Source organism: Flagellimonas lutaonensis, from assembly GCF_000963865.1.
Lineage (GTDB): Bacteria > Bacteroidota > Bacteroidia > Flavobacteriales > Flavobacteriaceae > Flagellimonas_A > Flagellimonas_A lutaonensis.
Genome location: NZ_CP011071.1, coordinates 2,654,474 through 2,673,326 on the forward strand (window position 1 = coordinate 2,654,474; position 18,853 = coordinate 2,673,326).

At 39.8% G+C, this 18,853-nt stretch carries 18 protein-coding genes; all 18 read right to left on the reverse strand.

All coding sequences use genetic code 11. From position 1 onward, the window contains the following. Positions 1-116 precede the first annotated feature (116 nt). Complete coding sequence (locus VC82_RS12390) at positions 117-1,502, reverse strand: AMP-binding protein (RefSeq protein ID WP_045802645.1); 1,386 nt, start codon at positions 1,500-1,502, stop codon at positions 117-119. A gap of 3 nt (positions 1,503-1,505) precedes the next feature. After that, positions 1,506-1,763 carry an acyl carrier protein gene (locus VC82_RS12395; protein WP_045802646.1) on the reverse strand — a complete coding sequence of 86 codons (258 nt, stop codon included), beginning with the start codon at positions 1,761-1,763 and terminating at the stop codon, positions 1,506-1,508. A 16-nt stretch (positions 1,764-1,779) separates the two neighbouring features. After that, complete coding sequence (locus VC82_RS12400) at positions 1,780-2,412, reverse strand: NeuD/PglB/VioB family sugar acetyltransferase (protein WP_045802647.1); 633 nt, start codon at positions 2,410-2,412, stop codon at positions 1,780-1,782. A 108-nt stretch (positions 2,413-2,520) separates the two neighbouring features. Beyond that, a complete protein-coding gene (locus tag VC82_RS15305; protein ID WP_052699014.1) occupies positions 2,521-3,558 on the reverse strand; it encodes a glycosyltransferase in 1,038 nt (345 codons plus the stop codon). 18 nt (positions 3,559-3,576) lie between these two features. Then, positions 3,577-4,182, reverse strand: coding sequence for a sugar transferase (locus tag VC82_RS12410; RefSeq protein ID WP_045802648.1), 606 nt, complete (start codon positions 4,180-4,182; stop codon positions 3,577-3,579). 118 nt (positions 4,183-4,300) lie between these two features. Further along, complete coding sequence (locus tag VC82_RS12415; RefSeq protein WP_045802649.1) at positions 4,301-5,518, reverse strand: glycosyltransferase family 4 protein; 1,218 nt, start codon at positions 5,516-5,518, stop codon at positions 4,301-4,303. A gap of 9 nt (positions 5,519-5,527) precedes the next feature. Then, positions 5,528-6,664 carry a non-hydrolyzing UDP-N-acetylglucosamine 2-epimerase gene (gene wecB, locus VC82_RS12420; protein ID WP_045802650.1) on the reverse strand — a complete coding sequence of 379 codons (1,137 nt, stop codon included), beginning with the start codon at positions 6,662-6,664 and terminating at the stop codon, positions 5,528-5,530. Positions 6,665-6,689: 25 nt separating this feature from the next. After that, positions 6,690-7,829 carry a polysaccharide biosynthesis C-terminal domain-containing protein gene (locus VC82_RS12425; RefSeq protein WP_045802651.1) on the reverse strand — a complete coding sequence of 380 codons (1,140 nt, stop codon included), beginning with the start codon at positions 7,827-7,829 and terminating at the stop codon, positions 6,690-6,692. 15 nt (positions 7,830-7,844) lie between these two features. Beyond that, positions 7,845-8,270: a cupin domain-containing protein gene (locus VC82_RS12430; protein ID WP_045802652.1), complete on the reverse strand. Its 426-nt coding sequence runs from the start codon at positions 8,268-8,270 to the stop codon at positions 7,845-7,847. A 6-nt stretch (positions 8,271-8,276) separates the two neighbouring features. Further along, on the reverse strand, positions 8,277-9,281 hold the full coding sequence (locus tag VC82_RS12435; RefSeq protein ID WP_045802653.1) for a polysaccharide biosynthesis protein: 1,005 nt from the start codon (positions 9,279-9,281) through the stop codon (positions 8,277-8,279). 137 nt (positions 9,282-9,418) lie between these two features. Beyond that, a complete protein-coding gene (locus VC82_RS12440; RefSeq protein ID WP_045802654.1) occupies positions 9,419-10,876 on the reverse strand; it encodes a lipopolysaccharide biosynthesis protein in 1,458 nt (485 codons plus the stop codon). A 58-nt stretch (positions 10,877-10,934) separates the two neighbouring features. After that, a complete protein-coding gene (locus VC82_RS12445; protein WP_045802655.1) occupies positions 10,935-11,471 on the reverse strand; it encodes a CatB-related O-acetyltransferase in 537 nt (178 codons plus the stop codon). A gap of 33 nt (positions 11,472-11,504) precedes the next feature. Beyond that, positions 11,505-12,563, reverse strand: a complete 1,059-nt coding sequence (locus VC82_RS12450) for a glycosyltransferase (RefSeq protein WP_052699017.1) — start codon at positions 12,561-12,563, stop codon at positions 11,505-11,507. 8 nt (positions 12,564-12,571) lie between these two features. Further along, positions 12,572-13,780, reverse strand: coding sequence for a UDP-N-acetyl-D-mannosamine dehydrogenase (gene wecC, locus VC82_RS12455; RefSeq protein WP_045802657.1), 1,209 nt, complete (start codon positions 13,778-13,780; stop codon positions 12,572-12,574). Further along, positions 13,781-14,914, reverse strand: a complete 1,134-nt coding sequence (gene wecB, locus VC82_RS12460; RefSeq protein ID WP_045802658.1) for a non-hydrolyzing UDP-N-acetylglucosamine 2-epimerase — start codon at positions 14,912-14,914, stop codon at positions 13,781-13,783. Positions 14,915-14,985: 71 nt separating this feature from the next. Next, the gene (locus VC82_RS12465; protein WP_045802659.1) at positions 14,986-16,083 is read right to left on the reverse strand and encodes a glycosyltransferase family 4 protein; all 1,098 of its coding nucleotides are present in this window, start codon (positions 16,081-16,083) and stop codon (positions 14,986-14,988) included. A gap of 108 nt (positions 16,084-16,191) precedes the next feature. Beyond that, on the reverse strand, positions 16,192-17,643 hold the full coding sequence (locus VC82_RS12470; protein ID WP_045802660.1) for a lipopolysaccharide biosynthesis protein: 1,452 nt from the start codon (positions 17,641-17,643) through the stop codon (positions 16,192-16,194). Beyond that, complete coding sequence (locus tag VC82_RS12475) at positions 17,640-18,614, reverse strand: O-antigen ligase family protein (RefSeq protein ID WP_157518094.1); 975 nt, start codon at positions 18,612-18,614, stop codon at positions 17,640-17,642. The genes VC82_RS12470 and VC82_RS12475 overlap by 4 nt, the downstream gene beginning before the upstream one ends. Positions 18,615-18,853 lie beyond the last annotated feature (239 nt).

Genomic DNA, 18,853 nt, shown 5'->3' on the forward strand with positions numbered 1-18,853 from the left:
AGCAATTATGGTAAATATAAGTCTATTGGGCATATCGATTTTATTTAACAGATTAATTGTTAAAAATATCGATGACTGAAAAATCATTTGGGTTTCAATAATCAAAACAGGAAAAGCTAATCACTTGTTGCCGTAATTTTCTTGTAGTCAACCTTTCCGTTGCTGGTTAGGGGCATCTCTTTTAAATGCTTCACTTTTATCGATGCTTGATGAATTTTAAATCTTTCGAATAGATTTTTCTTGATATCGTCATCTGAAATGGTATTCTCACAGTGAGAAACCAAAATAAATTGATCTTTCACCCCAACACAAGCGACAAGTCCAATATTAAAAGTAGTCTTTAGAAAGCGTTCCAGTTCATCTAGATTTACCCTGTTTCCAAAAATCTTTACAAATCGCTTCAATCTTCCTTTAATATAGTAAAAACCATCTTCGTCTTGATAGGCAAGATCTCCAGTTCGCAGAGGGTCGATTTTTTGCCAGGTTTCAAGGTCTTCTCTTTTTTCACTGTATCCACCAAAGACGTTCGGGCCTTTGTAAAGCAGCTCATCTGTCTCAGGATCAAGGCTGAGCTCACCATTCTTGATGGGGGTGCCAATTGATGTGATTTTTTCTTCCAGCAGTTCAGCAGGTACGTAAGAAATTCTGGCAGAGGCCTCGGTTTGACCGTACATCACGTAAAAGGCGATATCATTTTTCTTACAGTAATCGTTGAAGTTCTTCTTGATGTTCTGGCTGAGGTTACCCCCTGCTTGCGAAATATATCTCAATGACGGATAATTTTTCTTCAAAAAGCCGATTCTATTGAGCATTTCATAGATATAAGGTACCCCGGCAATAGAGGTAAAGCCATGTCGATCCATTTGATTCCAAAAATCTCTTTGAAGAATATCAGCAACACCACTGACAACTGTTCCACCTGCTATGGCGTTGGTGTGCAGCACTGAAAGCCCATATGAATAGTAGAGTGGAAGGTTCAGCGGAGTCACGTCATGCCCAACAATAGGCAAATAGGCACATATCGACTTTGCATTTTCGAGAAGGTTGTCTTCAGATAGCTTCACAAACTTGGGCGAACCCGTGGTACCTGAGGTAGATAAGAGCACCTTGCATTTCAGATGTACCTTGGTTTCTTTGCCAGTGTCTATAAAAAGGGTGATTTCTGACCACTCATTGGCCAATTTACCTTTTTCGTAACCCTTTATGTGGTCTCTAGAGGCATCGAAGATAATGGACGGTTCGTATTCTGACTCCAAGTTTTCTTTCAGAATTGGTTCAAGGGCATCGCTCAATAATACCGTTGCATGTTGGGTATCAAGAAAACTGAGGTAGGTTGCCGTTGAAACGATATCGCTATTCAGATATAGAAATACCAGTTTTTTGCCCATTCTCCCAATTTCTTCCATGGGAAAGAGCATTTCTTGTAAGGTTCGTTTTTTGCCGGAATCGGCATCCAAAAAGACTAAATGGTCATTTTTGGCCATGTGTTCGAGTAGTCCCATCCACTAATTTTGCTTCTCAAAAGAAAGATTGTATTTCGCCAATACCTCTTTAACCTTTGCGAAACTGCTCATCTCTAAAACATCATCTGATTGAATCTCGATTTGAAATGTGTTTTCAATTTCATCAATCAGAAACATATGAGTTATGGAGTCCCATTGTGGTATTCCTTGATACATTAAAGAATCATTGATCATGCTTTTATCTATATCTAGAGCATTGGCAAAGGCATTTCTAAGTAATTCTATGTTTTTTTCATTCATTTTCAAGAATATTGATTTAGAGCATTCGTCTTGCAGGGTTACCAAAATATGTACCAGGTTCTTCAATGCTTTTTATCACTACTGCTCCAACGCCTAAATGTGAATTATCAACTACTACTAACCTTGGGGATACAGTAGCTTTTGTGCCCATGAAAACGTTATCTCCAATGGTTGTGCTCCCCCCAATATCGACATGAGGCATAATCGAACAATTTTTTCCGATGACAGAATCATGGCCGACTATGGTATCGAGGTTGATAAGACCAAACTCACCAATGGCCACATTTGATCCTATCTTGGCACCGGGACATATAATCGAGCCTTCGCCGAGTGTCACATTTTTCCCTATGAGGGCACCTTCGGCCACTAAGGTGAAGAATTTGACTTTTCCTCTTAGGGCCTCGATAACCTTTTTCTTTGCCTGGATATCAGCAATAGCGATGAGCACCAAATCATCTTTTTTGAACTTAAAGTCTTCGATGCTGCCCAGTATGTTATAATCTGAGCCCTTGCCGGCCAGGGCATTAGGGTTGTCATCAATGTAGCCACTTAACTCCCACTGAACTTTTTGGGAAGGGAAGAGTTCGAGGTAGCTTTCAAGCTGTCTTCCGAAACCTCCTGCACCTATTATAAAAAGACGTTGTTTCATCCAATTTTTTTTGGCTTGCTTGTTAATTGTTGTTATGAATTCAACTTTCTTTGCCCTTGTAAGGGCGATTCACACTTCGTTTATTAATTGGGAGAACAAGATAGTTATTTAACCAATCACTTTCATGGCAGGCCTATAGACCCCCCTGAAAAATCGCATAAAGGGGTACATCAGCTTTTCTTGATTGAAAAGTGCTGTCAATATGCGGTAGCTTAGGCCATTGAAATCTTCACCGATAAAATTGTTTAGCGGATAGGCGTTTATCTTCTTAAATCCTTCAAGTTTTTCAGGTATATATTGAATGGGCAGGCCAGATTTCATAAGCCTTACCAATAGGAAAAACACGAACGATTGCTGTCTAGTATGTAACCTGTCCTTGCATTTTTTGCTTACAGCATCATTTTCTGGTATTTTTTTTAGAATACCATCAAAAACGAACGTTGCATTCTCGATGTCTGAAATCAGTTTATGGTAATGCTCGGGCTCTTTGCTCGTCATGGCTGAGTTGGGTACAATCATGTATCTATATACATCAAGTGGCAACCGGGCCATTCTCTTTGCCTTCATGAACAATTGGGGGGTGAGGATGGAGTCTTCCATCCATCGACCTTCGATAAAGGCTAATCCTGTACTGTCAAAAAAGTTTCTGTTGATCAAATACCACCAGACCGTATTACGATAATTGTTGTTTGCTATATAGTTGGTACCTGTCATGATTGGCACCTTTTCAAGATTCAGTTTTTCGGGTGGGGTGTCGGTCTCGTACCAGTCTGTGCGCTTGGTCTTGTTAAAAATGAAGGCGGTGATATCCAATTCATTTTTATCAGCGAAATCAAGCAGTGTGCCATAAACATTTTTGGCGATATAATCGTCTGGATCGACAAAGTGAATGTATTTTCCCTTGGCCAATTTTAGGCCTGAGTTGCGCGCTGCCCCTGCACCACCATTTTTTTTGTCACAGATAACAATATTGCTGTGCTTGTTCTGGTATTCTTTGGCAATTGCCAGCGTCTGGTCTTTTGACTCATCGTTTACGATGATGATTTCATACTCTTCTTCCGGAATGTCTTGCGCCAAAAGACTGTCTAAACATCTCGAAAGGTATTTTTCCATGTTATAGGTTGGCAGAATAATGCTTAATCTCATGATTTGTTTGTTAATTGGTTATGCGCCTCCTGTAAATCTTTCCATGGTTACTTCCGCTGAGGCGGAGATGCCTTCTGATTTGACCACCTTAAGCAAGGTCAACCACAGTATTTTTAAGTCAAGTGGAAAGGAAATATGGTCAACGTACCAAACGTCCAACTCGAACTTCCGTTCCCAAGATATGGCGTTTCTTCCATTTACCTGGGCCCAACCCGTGATTCCGGGCCGCACCTCGTGGCGCCTACCTTGTTCTTTGCTGTACAAGGGCAGGTATTCAACCAAAAGTGGCCGGGGACCTATCAGGCTCATGTCTCCCTTAATAACATTGAGCAATTGCGGAATCTCGTCCAAGGAGGTCTTGCGCACTACATTTCCCACTTTGGTGATTCTATCTTTGTTGGGTAGCAGGTTTCCTTCTGCATCTTTTTTGTCGTTCATGGTCTTGAACTTGATGATATTGAAAATCTTCCCGTTCTTGCCGGGTCGCTGTTGAAGGAAAAAAGGCTTCCCTTCATTGACAACAAAAAGTAAAACCATTATAATCAGAAAAATAGGGAACAAAATCACAAACCCTATTAGAGCTACCATAAAATCCAAGGTGCGCTTTAGAAATTTTCGGTACATTGGTTGTTTTTCGGTTCAGCGCGGTAAAATAATGACATATTTTACTCACCATTTGAATTAATGGACAAATCGCTGAAAAAATTGTTAAAAAGGTATAAAAACACCTGTTTGCGGCATTTCAATTAGTACTTTTGGTAATCTTTCCGACTTCTTCTTTGATAGTATTGTAGGCGTCCGAGGTCAAAAGGGTTTCTTTGAAATAGTTGTAGCCATTCAGTCCCATTTCTTCACAGCGATCTCTATTGTTGTAGAGATAAAGCAATTTTTCTTTTAGTAGTTTATAATTTCCTGCTTCGCTCCAGACCCCAGAATCATTTTCCTCCAAAATGCTGCCAAAATCAGTATTCGTATCAATCGAGGCCAAAATGGGCTTTTTTGCATTATAATAGGCCAGGGCCTTTGATGGAATGTTGGGAATGGTGAAATCTTCACTGAGAGAGATCAACCCTACATCGGCTATTTGCAATACTTCGAAATACTCTGCAGCATCCAATTTTTCCGTTACGAATCTGATGTTTTCGAGCTTTTCTTTTTTGATGATTTCTTTGAGGTGTTCATTTCTGGTGCCATGGCCGATGATTATGAAGAAAATGTCTTTGTATTCTTGACACTCTTTGGCTAGATAGGCTATGTTCTCAACTTTTTGGGGCAAGCCGATATTGCCACCGTACATGGCCACAAATCTACCTTTGGTGCCGTACTTCTTTTTCAGTGCCGCTATTTTTTCAGGTTTCAACAATGGCCTAAGCGGGCCCCAATTCGGAAGTAGATGGAATTTTTCTGATTTCATTTCAGGATTGTGCCGTAAAACATAGTCGATATTGCCCTGTGACATACAACCGATGGAATCGAAGATCTGATAGGTCTTTTTCTCTCGTTTTCTAAAATAATTATAGACAAGGCTACCTTCTCGCATCAATCTTAGATCTATGGCATTCTGGGGAAATATGTCGCGCATGATGAGATACAGCGTGGACCCATATTCCTTTTTGAACCAAAGGGCAAGCGAAGTCAGGGTGATTGGGGGCGTGGGCATGATGACCAAATCAAAATTCAGGTCGATTTTATATTTTTTCAGGGCCCTTTTATACTGCCAGGGTAAGAGCAGGTTCGCCAACCCTTTGATGATTTTGCCCGTATCAAAAAGCTCTAAGGTTTTCACCCTAATGACCGGAATGCCATTTTCAAGTTCAAGCCCCACATCGTCATCGTAATAGGCTGGTGCAATGAGGGTAATATCATCGCCCCGTTCATGAAATTCGATGATGAGTTCAGAATAGAGGTTTTGCGAATCGTGCAAATAGGGAACTGCCAAGCCTAGAAATAGTACTCTCATGTGTTTACTCTAGTGTTTTGACCAAATAACGCGGTTCACATAATCTACATAAGAAATAATGATACGCACCACTTTTTCGCTCACATTGGGCATTTTATAATCACTGACTTCCCTGAAATTACGTTCGGGATTCCTTTTTTGTACTTCCAGTGCTTCCAATGCCTGTAAGATTCGTTCTGGGCTTAGCCCCACCATCATTACCGAGGCTTCCTCCATGGCTTCAGGCCGTTCATGGGCCTCACGGATGTTCAATGCCCTGAAATTCAATATGGAAGATTCCTCAGAAATGGTTCCGCTATCAGAAAGAACCGCAAAGGAATGGTACTGCAAGGCATTGTAGTCAGAAAAGCCCAAGGGCTTTAGAAACTGAATGTTCTTGTGTGCCTTTACCTTTTTTGCCTCGAGCATATTGCGGGTTCGCGGATGTGTTGAAACAATAACGGGATACCCGTATTTTTCGGCTATCTGGTTCAACGATTCAATGAGCCCTTCAAAATTCTTTGGATTATTGATGTTCTCTTCCCTATGGGAAGAAACCACAAAATATTTTTGCTTTTCAAGTTTCAGTTTTTCCAAGACATTGGATGTTTCGATTTTTTCCTTGAAAGTTCCCAAAACCTCGTACATCGGGCTACCGGTCTTGATGACCCTGTCGGGCGGAAGCCCTTCCCTTAATAGGTACTCACGGGCAATGTCACTATAGGTAAGGTTGATATCGGCCACATGGTCGACTATCTTTCTATTGGTCTCCTCCGGCACCCGTTGGTCAAAACAACGGTTGCCGGCTTCCATGTGGAAAACAGGAATTTTCCGTTTTTTGGCGGGAATGGCGCATAGGCATGAATTGGTATCGCCCAACACCAAGAATGCATCCGGCTGTATCTCTTCCAGCAATGGGTCTATCTTTATCAAAATCTGCCCGACCGTCTCAGAGGCATTTTTGCCCGCTGCGTTCAAGAAATGGTCGGGCCGGCGAATGCCCATATCCTCAAAGAATATTTCGTTGAGTTCGTAGTCGTAGTTTTGACCCGTGTGCACCAAGGTGTGCTCAATGGCCTTGTTGGCATCAAGGGCTTTCAAAACGCAGGCGAGACGAATAATTTCGGGCCGGGTGCCCACTACGGTCAATACTTTCAGTTTTTTCAAGGTTCAAACTTTTTGGTTGGTGAAATTAAACATCTTCAAAATAAGTGTCCGCATCTTCAGGGTCATACGGTTCATTGATCCAAAATAGGGTAATCAACTCGTCATTACCAATATTTGTAATGTTGTGGGTATGCCAGATGGGCATGTCAACATAAGCGGGCTCGTCGCCATCCAATTCATAGTTGATGACTTTATCGGTGCCTATTTGACGCAATTGAATTCTTGCTTTGCCCTTGATGACCGCAAACCGCTCCGCTTTTCTGGTATGAAAATGGTTTCCACGGGTGATACCGGGCACGGTGGTCGAAAACGAAAATTGCCCACTGGTCTGGGTTCTCGCTATTTCAACAAAACTGCCTCGGGGGTCGGTATGTTTGGTATATTTTACCGGGTAATGGGTTGCGGGCACATAACATCTGAACGTGTTGAACAACGCTTTTTCGAAGGCATTTTCCAAATTGGGAAATATTCCATTGTCCATATAGTCTTTTCGGTACTTTTTCAGCAAGGCCAACAGTTCAGAGACCTTGATATGGTGGTTGGGGGGTATATCGAGCTCAATACTGTGTTGGTTAAGCTTTTGGCCCTTTATTCTTTCAAAAATAGCATCGATAAAAACCGCTACCAGTTCGTTGATGTAGATAAGGCCTACCTCGCCATCGTTGATGATGGTTGCCTCTTCATCATGGGCCACCTTATGGCAGAATGTGGCCACGACCGAATTATAGTTGGGCTTGCCAAAGGGTCCAAATACGTTGGGAATGGTCAGTGATGTGAATTTTCCCCCACTTCTCTGTGCCCACTCTGCAAATTTCAGTTTACCTTCCTTTTTTGATTTTCCGTAAAGATTATCACGTAATTCCTGAGAAGAAGACGAAAACACAATATGTGGTGTTACCTTTTTTGCCTCGCAAGCAGCAATCAGCTTTGATACCAAGCCTATGTTGGTCTTGTATATGACATTGGGGTCTTCGTGCCGGTTCATCGCTGCCAAGTGCACGATGGTGTCGCAAGAGGCTACAAAAGCTTCCAGTTGGTCGGGCTCTTCAAAGTATGACCTTTCAAAGTTTACCAATTCAACAGTGTCATTCAGTGAAAGGGTAGTATAGAGGTGATAGCCAATAAAGCCTGCTTGCCCGGTAATACCTATCTTATGTTTCTTCACGTGCCCATATTTTTATCATTGCCATAGTGCATCCCACATATTTAGTGGGAATCTGTAATCGTCTTTTTTTGATGCTTCCAAGCCAAAATTTGAAAATACTTGTAGCCTAGAACCTTCTTCCACAGCCTTTATGCCGGTGGCATAGCCCTTTGGAACTGCCAACACACTGGGGTTGTCCGATTTCAACGTTATTTTTTCAGGTACCAACTGGTCTGAGGGATTGTCAAAATCATCCACTTTCACCAAATTGATGATAAATGAACCGTTCAAGCAATGGAACCACTTTTTTTCGTGGCGATGCCCTTGCCAGGCCCTTATAATTTTGGTATCTACAGGGGCAATTTCGTAAAATCGAACCACTTCGCCCATGTCAAAATCATTAAAAAACCGTAAAGCTCCCCTTTCATCGATAAATTCGCTTCCTTTTATAAGCTCTACCATTCGGTGCTACAGATTTTCTTTGATGAAATCAAGGTTCAAAAGGGTTTGCTTAAGCTCTTCATCGGTCAATCGCTTGGTATTGTGTGAGTGATAGTCTTCAATTTGGCTGATGTCGGTTTCACCCTCGGAAAAATAGCGGTTATAGTTTAGGTCACGGTTGTCTGCCGGTATTCGATAGAATTCGCCCATATCTTGTGCTTTTTGCATCTCTTCCCTTGTACAAAGGGTTTCGTACAATTTTTCACCGTGGCGGGTACCAATTACCTTGATTTCATTCTTTGCATTGAATATATCACGGATGGCTTCAGCCAAATCTCCTATGGTACTTGCGGGTGCCTTATTGACAAAAAGATCCCCTTGGTTACCATGCTGAAAGGCAAACAACACCAAATCGACAGCATCTTCAAGCGACATTAGAAAACGGGTCATGTTCGGATCGGTGACCGTCAAAGGCTGGTTTTCTTGAATCTGTTTCACAAACAATGGAATAACAGAACCCCTAGAGGCCATCACGTTGCCATAGCGTGTCAGGCAAACCGTTGTTTTATCCTCATCAACGTTTCGTGAGGCTGCAATGGCAACCTTTTCCATTAGGGCCTTGCTGATTCCCATGGCATTGATGGGGTAGGCCGCCTTGTCTGTGCTGAGGCAGATAATTTTGCCCACGCCATTTTCCACGGCAGCATCAATGGTATTTTGTGTGCCGAACACATTGGTTCTGGCCGCTTCAATGGGAAAGAATTCACATGAGGGCACCTGCTTTAGGGCAGCGGCATGAAAAACATAATCAACACCGCGCATGGCCCTTGAAATGCTGTTATAGTCCCTTACATCGCCAATGTAGAACTTTACCTTTTTGTTTTTGAGACGATTGCGCATGTCGTCTTGTTTTTTTTCATCACGACTGAAAATGCGTATTTCTTTTATGTTGGTCTCTAAAAATCGGTTGAGTACGGCATTGCCGAAAGAACCGGTTCCGCCTGTAATAAGTAGTGTTTTATTTTTGAACATGGTTGTTGTTTTCTGCCCCAAAGGTAACCTCAATATTGTTGCGTTGCCGTATTTTTTGGTGCTTTTGTATGTCTTCATCGTTGAAACACACCGTCTTTGGCATTATTTTGGCCAATTTTGTAAAAGGGGCAAGGCCCTTATTTTTTTCGTTTAAAGAGTTGTATGGCCCAAAGTTTCATTTCTTGGTATTCTTCGAATTTGACAATCTCGTTAAAAACGAAGAACACGATCAGCCCGGTAAAAAGCTGAACCGCACCTTGCTTATAAAGGTGGTTTTCAACTGTTTCGGATACCAAAAATCCAGTACCGTACATGCTGCCAAAAATAAGCAACGCCATGAACAAGTAAGGGGCAATATCTTTTATTTGGTCTTTGACCGTGTATCCGACGAGTTTTTTGCTGTAGGAACTGTTGATAAAATATTCGGTTACCGAGAAGGAGATCAGTCCATAGAGCATCACCTCGATACTGAAAAGGGCGGTGATAAAGACCAGGGGAATCAAAATTATTTTTTTGATAATCTCAATGCGTAGGTATTTGTCAGAGACCCCTTTGACCACCAATAGGTCGAGGTTCAATAAATGAAGTGGATACAACATGCCCGGCACACACAACAATTGCAGGTAAAATACAGAGTCCCGCCATTTTTCACCAATCAACAGAATGACAATGGGTTCGGCCATGGCGGCCAGCATAACCAATGCGGTAAAATTAATAAAGACACTGAATTTCAAGAATTTTGAAAATACCGACCGCAGCCGTTCGTCATCACTTTGCAAGGTTGACAAAATAGGGAAGCTGATGTTTGATATGGCCCCTGTGATGTAGCCTGACAAGGGTGCCTGAAATTGCTGGGCCTTGGTGTAGAAGCCCAGGGTTCTAGTAGAGAAAAAATACCCGATTAAAAAATAGTAAATGTTGCCATACAGGGCGGTAATCAGTTCGGCGAACAACAATTTGTAGCCAAAATTGAGAAGCTCAAGAAAATTCTTTTTCACGAATTTGAACGATGGTCTCCATTTGTGAACGAACCAGACCATTAGCGTTTCGGAAAGTGGTTCACTGACTGCAAAGGCGACCAAGCTCCATATGCCGAACCCAGAAAAGGCCAGAGCAAGGGCGATTGCCCCACTTATCATGGTTGAAAGAACGTTTATGATGGAGGCTGTCTTGAAATCAAGGTGTTTATCCATCATGGTCAATTGTATGGTCGAAAAAGAATGAATGATGAGTATCGAACCCGTAACGTACATCAATTTAGGTAGATTGTGCTGGTCATAGATCCGGGCGATGGGCCCTGCCATTAGCACTAACAACAGATAGAGCAGGGTGCTAAAAATAAAGTTGGAAACAAATACCGAGTTGTAGTCATCATTAGAGACTTTTTCTTTCTGTATCAAAGCACTACTGAGCCCCCCATCAGCAATGGTGTCTGAAATTGAGACAATGGCCATGATAATGGCAATAGTACCAAAATCTTCGGGTGTCAGCAACCGCGCCAAGACAACATAAACCACAAAAACAGTACCTTGGCTAAAGATGTTTTCAAACACAGACCAACCGAATCCTTTTATTGCTTGGGATTTTAAGGACATTAACCGTTTTTAGTAAAGTTCAAAGGTGAACTAAACAATTAAAAAAATAGTGAGAACACTATTTTTTTTCTTTTGTAAAATTTATATCGATTGTAGTTCTCTCCAGCATTTTTTGATGTTTTCGAATATTCTCTTCATCAAAACGCATCCTAATCATTTTAGCAGGATTCCCACCATATATAGTGTAGGCAGGAATGTCTTTAGTCACCACAGATCCTGCCGCCACAATAGACCCATTACCTATAGTCACACCAGCCATTATTATAGAATATGCTCCAATCCACACATCCTCTCCAATAGTAGTTTGTGGCATTTTTGGTCTTCCTGCAAAGATGATAGGTTTTTCTGGATTGGTAAATATATGGTCACCACCAAGGATTGAAACATTTGGAGCAAACATTGTATATTTCCCAACCTTTACTTTTGGAGGGATTGAACAACGTGGTCCTACATATACAAACCTATCCGCTTCAAAGTCTTTACTGATAATACTTTTCCCACCCATGTAAAATGTTGGGTGCACATTTTTCAAGCCATACTTCAGCTTACACCATTTGGTTTTAAGTCTTCTATAAATCAGCCGCAAAGATTGCATAAACTCGAGTTGAAAATGGTTGATATTTTGAATTTAGTTCTGTAACACAAATTCAATGGCTTTTTTCATTCCCAGAACCATGTGTTCAGGTCTTCGATATTTTTCATAATAAATTTTGGCATTCAACCCCATCTCTATATACTTAGATTTATTATAACAAATATCTTTTATTATATTCTCTAATTCCTCATCTTCTTTATATAGAACACCAGATATATTATGTTCTATGTTGAATATTTCCCCTCCGGTTATTGCATTCTCTTTAGTTATAAAAGGCACTCCATACCCCATACTTTTTAGTACCGATAGACCTGCTTGTCCAGGAGATATGCAAGCGATTGCTTTTTCGAAATATTCACATAGAACCTCTTCATCGAAAATTTTTCCTTTGAGTTTAATACAATTTTGATATTGATGTCTATTTATCCAGTTCATTATGTTGGTATACTCATCTCCGTCTCCTATGATATTTAGTATTGGAACATTATCAACTTTTTGTTTTACGGCGTGATAACTTTCCAAAAGATTGTATATTTTTTTTTGTCGATATAGGGTGCCAATGAAGACTATACTGCTCTTGTCAGGAGTAATTTTACTTTGCAAAACTTTCACCGTATTATCAGCGACGAACAGCTTTTTTTTCGTGAATCCTTGTTCTAGATATAGTGGGATTGGCTCTTTAGAATAAAATAAGATTGCATCCGACTTGCCCATAAGGTAATATCTTACGTGATCCCAGATTGTTCTATCGCCATAGCGGGTCTTGTAGCTAGCTCTCAAACCAATTCCCCATAAAATGACTTTATATTTTCTATTTGATTTGAACATCAGTTTCATAATACTAAGCCATGAGATATCGCCATAGCCAATTACCACATCAAAATTCTGTGCAAGTTTATATAAAGACCCCTTATGGACAACAAACCTATTATATTTCTTAACAGGTAATTTCATTAAATTGAAATCCATGCGCCCATTGTATGAATTGCCTAAAGAATATGTCACGGTCAAATCAAATTCTTTTGCCAAAAGATTGAAAATAGGCACCCTATATGGAAATATCTTATTGTAAACTATGAGAACCTTTTTCATTTCAACTATTATTTAAAAACCCCGGCAAAATCCAAAATTATCTTTGAAGTATCGAAATTCAAAGTTTTGAATTCTTTGTGAGCCACTAGAAACACCACGATATCTGCCTTTTCATATGCCTCTTTATAGTTGGAAAGCTTATAAACCTTATGCTCATCAATATTGGGTTCAACAACGTAATATTCTTCATTGTTGGTATTCTGTAACACCTTTTGTGCGATATATTTGGCCGGCGATTCGCGTAGGTCATCAATATCGGGTTTAAATGCCAAGCCCATCAGGGCTATCTTGGCCTTTCTGCCGTGTTCCAGTTCGAATTGCAATTTGGCGGTCTGCACCTTTTCGGCACACCAAAACGATTTATAATTGTTGATTTCTCTTGCCGTACCGATTATTTTGGATTCCATTGGATAATCAGATACTATGAAGTAGGGATCTACGGCAATACAATGTCCACCTACACCACTCCCCGGCTGCAAAATGTTCACTCTTGGATGTTTATTGGCCAGTTCAATGAGTTCCCATACATTGATGTCCGCCTTGTCGCAAATCAGCGAGAGTTCATTGGCAAAAGCTATCTGAACATCTCTAGAAGAGTTTTCGACCAACTTACACATTTCGGCAGTCCGCGCATTGGTCTTATGTAAAGTGCCATCAACATATTTTGAATAGAAGGCAACTGCTTTTTCAGTTGACTTTTCATCAATGCCCCCAATTACTCGGTCGTTATGTACCAATTCATACATCACATTGCCGGGCAGCACCCGTTCTGGGCAATAGGCAATATGCAGCTTGTCTAGTAGTTCGGGTCTTTTTGTGTAAATCAAATCCCGCATTTTTTCAGTAGTTCCTATTGGGGATGTAGATTCGATAATATATAAATCATTTTCTTTGAGCAATGGTAATATTGCATTTGTGGCCGCATCAACAAAGGATATATCGGGTTCATTTTTTCCTTTGAATGGCGTGGGCACCACAACGAGATAGGTGTTTCCCACAACAGGTTTTGTGTCAGCTACCAATCTACCTTTTTCTACTGCTTCTTTTACGATATCCCCCAATTCGGGTTCAACAATGTGTATTTCACCACGATTGATGGTCTCTACCACTTTTGGGTTGATGTCAACGCCATGTACCTTGGTTCCTTTTTGGGCAATCAATGCAGCTGTGGGCAGGCCTATGTAGCCCAAGCCCATGATAATTACTTTGTTATCCATTTATTTGATTAAGTTTTCCATGAATTGTACTATACGTTGGCAAGCTCTGCCATCACCATATGGGTTGTGTAGCTTGCTCATCTTTTCGTAGCGAAGCGAATCGCCAAGCAAATATCGGGTTTCATTTACAATTTTTTCTTTATCAGTGCCCACCAGAATAACGGTGCCCGCTTCAACGGCTTCAGGTCGCTCGGTGGTCTCACGCATTACCAGCACGGGTTTGCCCAAGCTCGGCGCCTCTTCTTGTACACCACCGCTATCGGTAATTACCATATAGCATTGGTTCATCAGCCATACAAATTCTGGGTAGGCCAAAGGGTCTATTAATTTGACGTTCGGTAAGTTGCCCAATAGGTCATAGACCGGCTTTTGAACTTTTGGGTTTAAATGTACGGGATATACTATTTCCACATCGTCATAAGCTTCCGCAATCTCTTTGAGTGCTTCACAGATATTGATAAACCCTTGCCCATGATTTTCCCTTCGGTGTCCTGTGACCAAGATTGTCCGTTTCGTCAAGTCAATCAGCTCTTTCAATGTTTTCAGGGATTTGCTCTGCAATTTTTCAACACGCTTGACACTTTCAAAGAGCGCATCAATTACTGTGTTACCTGTTATGGTCACCGATTTTTCTTGAATGCCTTCATTTATAAGATTGTCAAAGGAAGTCTGGGTAGGGGCAAAATGGTAATCTGCCACATGACCTGTAATTGTTCTGTTTATTTCTTCAGGAAATGGAGCATATTTATTGAAGGTACGTAAGCCGGCCTCTACGTGGCATACTTTGGCACCTGAGTAAAAGGCAGCGATACTGGCGGCCATGGTAGTGGTGGTGTCACCATGAACGTAAACAAAATCTGGATTAAAATTTTCAAGCACCTCTTTAAGTGAGGTTATAATGAGTGCTGTTAGATTATAAAGATTTTGACCCGGACGCATCAAGTTCAGATCAAAATCGGGCGAAATTTCAAAAAAGTCCAGCACTTGGTCCAACATTTCACGGTGTTGGGCCGTAACACAGACTTTGGTCTCAAATTCTTTACTGTTTTGAAATGCCTTGACCAAGGGAGCCATTTTAATGGCCTCTGGCCGTGTTCCAAAAATGATTAGATTTTTGATTTTATCATGTTCCATATTGACTGCTAATGCATGAAGATCTATTGGTATAAATTTTCAATCATGTATTAAGATGATTATTTTGTTTTTTAAACCATTAACTCTTCAAATGTTCTAATCCACTTCGAAATTATATGTTCCAGTTTGAAATTGTCAATTAAATCGATGTTGGCCTGGGAAAACCGTTTTCTTGTATTTTCAGATTCAATCAGATGATTTATCTTTTCAGCCATAGAGACTACATCAAAGGGCTTAATCAAATATCCGTTTTTACCGTCAAAGACTATTTCTCTTGGCCCTGTAGGTATATCAAAACTTACAAGCGGTAGCTTCTTTGCCATACCTTCTATTAAGGTCATGGGGAAGCCTTCGTATTTTGAGGTCATCACAAGAATTGAATATTCGCTGTACAGTTCATACAATCTATTCGATTGCCCCTTCAATATCATTCGGTCATTCAATTTTTTCTCAGTAATTTTTTTCTGTATTTCAGCTTCCAAAGTACCTGACCCATATATGTGCCATTCCCAATCTTGATGCTTGCCTAGGACCAATTCGGCAATATCCACTGCAACCGTAAAGTTTTTTTGTTCTGTCAATCTTCCGGCACTGATAATCTTTTTGGAATTTAGGCTGTAAGACTTTTCATTTTTGAAAAGTTTCTCATCCACAGGGTTATAAATTTGGCCAACCTCTTTCGCCTTGGTGAATTTCCTATAATTTATCAAATCAGTTTTTGTTAGACTAATTAGCTTGTCAGAAAATAGAGCTGTAAACTTTTCATTGAAAACACGATATTTATTACTCGTGGTGGCTAAAAAACTTGAATGTGACCAATAGACCAATTTAGTTCTTTTCATTAGAGCCCCGAAAACACCCAAAGGCCCTACAATATGTCCTGAACAAATTAGTATATCGATTTTGTTTGCAGTTATAATTTTTCTAAGTTTTGGAATTGCGGGCCACATGCCCCATTTCATAGGCCATCTCTTGTCAATTAGGTTGTGGAAAATTAAATCTTCTGGCCACTCATAACCATTATCTTCCCTTTTTTGATAACTTATTATGTGTACGATTAAATTTTCTTTCTTTATAAGACCTGAGGCGATGATGGAGGTAACCCTTGAAATTCCACCTCTTTCTGACACCCTGCCCAATAAGAATGCGATGTTGACTGTCTTGTTCATGTAACATTTAATTGAAGTAGTTACCTATATTTATATAATGTATTACCAATGGATAAAAAGCTCCAAAATACAATGCTTGAAATTAGAATCGTGACACAGAAGCATTCATTAATTAGGTTTATTGCCTAACTTCAAGACCTTGGATAATTGACCCTTGATTTCCAGGTATGTGTCTATCTTTAGATATTCGTGGATGCCCACCATTATTACCGTACCGACCAAAAGTTGAACCAATCCTTGATTTAGAAAGTCCAAATGTAAAAATTCCACACTCCTCATACCCAAAAACATTGATAAACACACCAGAATAATAGGAAATATGCTCTTCAACTGATCAATGCTTGAATAATCGATTAATCGTTTTGAATATTGACTATTAATAAAGTATTCGACAAAGGCAAATGAAATCAGACCATAAAGCATAACCTCGATTGAGAAAAATACAGTCACAATAACCAGCGGTATCAATATGACCTTCTTTATCACTTCCATTTTTAAGTATCTGTCAGAATAGCCAAGGACGGAGTTCAATTCAATATTCAATACTTGAAGAGGATAAAGCATACCAGGAATGCACAGTAACTGTAAATAGTATATAGAAGTTTCCCATTTCTCCCCAATCAAAACTAATACTATTGATTCAGCAGCCCCAGCAATAAAGGTTAAAATGGTCATATTAATCAAGGTTGCAAACTTAAAGAACTTTACAAACATGGCTTTCATTTGGTCTGGGTTTTCCTGAGCTCGAGAAAGAATAGGGTAACTTATGCGAGATACAGCTCTTGTGATATTATTTGAAAATGGAGCCTGAAATTGATCAGCACGCGAATAGAAACCAAGAGAAGAAGTTGAAAAGAACTTACCTATTAAAAGATAGTAAATATTGCGATAAATTGCATTTAAAAGGTTGGCCAATAATAGCTTAGATCCAAAACCAAATAATTCCTTAAAACTAGTTAGTGAAAACAAAAGACTCGGTTTCCAATTGCTTTTAATCCACAAAATGATACAGGTTAAGGCAGGTCTCAATAAAGAAAGAGCCATAAGACTCCATACACCAAATTCATTGAAGGCCATAAGCACTGCAATAAAACCGCTCAAAACAGTAGAAATTACAGAGATAACACCCTTTGTTTTAAAATCCAATAATCTTGAAAGTAGGGTCTGTTGTATAATTGACAAGGCATTGATTACCATGATTAATCCTCCCACACGTAAAAGGGCAATCAATTGAGGCTCATCAAAATAAATACCAACCGATGGAGCTGTAATAAATAGAATGCCATAGAGAAATACAGCGATGCAAATATTAGTATAAAAGATGGTATTGTAATCAAAATGGTCGACATCTATTTTTCGAAGTAGGGCATTACTGAACCCACCTTCAATAATGATGTTCGAAATCGACATGAACGCAGTGATTATTCCTATAAGTCCAAAATCTTTTGGGTCCAAGAGATTGGCCAGTATAATGCCCACAAGAAAAAGGACACCTTGACTGAAGATGCCTTCGAAGGTGGTCCAACTAAATCCTGATATTGCTTTTTGCCGCAAACTCATTTGGCAGCGTTAGCTTTACTCGGTTTTGATAACAGTAATGCTAAGCGGTATTGTAAACCGATGAACATGAAAAAATACAACATGGCGTACGGCACCTTATAGAAAACAAAGAAGTTGTTATAAAGCAAAAACGTGATAAAAAACAATAAATGTAGTTTCAGAAACGGGTTCTTTGGAAATTTTCTCAACAGGGAATACCCTTTGAAAAAAGGAAAAAAAAATAGTACTAACAATATGATACCCCCAATGATGCCATGTTCTGAAAGTGCCTCTGCATATGAGTTGTGAGTAAATTGTTTCGAACGGTTGAACATTGGAAATTGTCCTAGACCTATACCTAAGAGAGGGTGTTCAATAAAGAGTTCGATACCTTGTCGTGCCAAATAAGCTCTTGAGTCATCACCAGAGCTCGAAAAGCGTTGAGCAATGTTCGATTTTTGATAAACATTGTTAAGTTGAATAGCCAGAAAGATACCGACGGCCAAAACCCCAATAAACCTAACAATTTTAAAAAGACTGTTCTGAGCATTGGTGCTCTTGTTTATAAAGAGCCAAAAAAAGGTATTTACCAACAATACAAACAATAGCCCAGATCTTGATTGCGTGATAAAGGCAAGTGCCAAAAAAAGGAAGGGCAGTACCAAAGTCAGAATGAAGGTTAATTTATTTTTGTATCTTAAATGTAGGTATAGAATGGAAATATTGGCAAAATAACTTATATATGAGTAATAGTTGGCATTGAAGAAAAAACGATCTCTTTGTACTTTCATCGATGAAAATCCCAATAATGCAAAATTGCCCCTACTGTAGGCAATCAAAATCAAAACAATTATAGAGACCAAAAAGCCTATGTACACAAAATTTTCATTGTTCTTTCGAAGCCCGAAAATTAAACCTACGAAAGCTGCCATCAATGACGCAACGAGTTTTCTGAAATCGGTCAAGAAGGCATCCACAGAGATTCCTGGCATGTAGATGGTTGCAAGTGATAGCACTACAAGGAGTGATAAAACAATTATTTCCTGTGTGTTTTTTTGCGACAACTCTTTGTGGAAAAGTAATATAGATACAAAGAACAGAAGTGGAAGAAGCCCAGATACAATCAAATTTTGTACGCCCAAATATGAACCCAAAGAAGTACTAAAGATTATGAATAGGGTAAGAAATACTCCGAGAGGGTGAAGAAACGATTCTCTATTGACTTTTTCCA